Consider the following 785-nt stretch of genomic DNA (forward strand, 5'->3'; position numbering starts at 1 on the left):
TGGGACGGCTACTGGATTGACGCAGCTTCTGCGCTTCGTATGGATGATCAAGCGATTATCGTGCTCGATCCTGTTAACCGTGACGTGATCGATAAAGGCCTGGCATCAGGCGTTAAGAACTACGTTGGCGGAAACTGTACGGTCAGCTTAATGCTGATTGCGCTAGGTGGTTTGTTTGCTGAAGACTTGATTGAGTGGGTTTCACCCATGACTTATCAAGCAGCTTCAGGTTCTGGTGCCAAGCATATGCGTGAACTAATCTCGCAGATGGGTGATATTCATAATACTGTAATTAATCCACTATCAGACCCTGCAAGCGCAATCCTTGATATCGACAAAGCGGTCGCTGAAAGGCTGCGTTCTGATGAGTTTCCAAAAGACCAATTCGGTGTGCCGCTTGCGGGTAGCCTGATTCCTTGGATCGATACCCAGCTACCTTCAGGGCAAAGCAGGGAGGAGTGGAAAGCTGGCGCCGAGACAAACAAAATACTAGGCATTGAAGACACACCGATCCCTATTGACGGCCTGTGCGTGCGTATTGGCGCAATGCGTTGTCATAGCCAGGCCTTAACGATCAAGCTGAAGAAAGATATTTCAGTGGAAGAGATTGAGCAAAAATTAGCGAAGGCGAACGACTGGGTTAAGGTTATTCCGAATGATCGTGAGCAAACGATTAATGAGCTTACACCTACTGAAGTAACTGGTACGCTAAGCATTCCTGTTGGTCGTATTCGTAAGCTTACAATGGGGCCGGAGTATATTTCAGCGTTTACTGTAGGTGATCA

At 47.8% G+C, this 785-nt stretch carries 1 protein-coding gene; it reads left to right on the forward strand.

Annotation, left to right across the window (positions count from 1 at the left end; translation table 11 throughout):
• Window positions 1-785: aspartate-semialdehyde dehydrogenase (gene asd, locus A3729_RS13650; protein ID WP_068633997.1), on the forward strand; the 785-nt coding region annotated here is incomplete at both ends.

The organism is Oleiphilus sp. HI0043 (assembly GCF_001634935.1).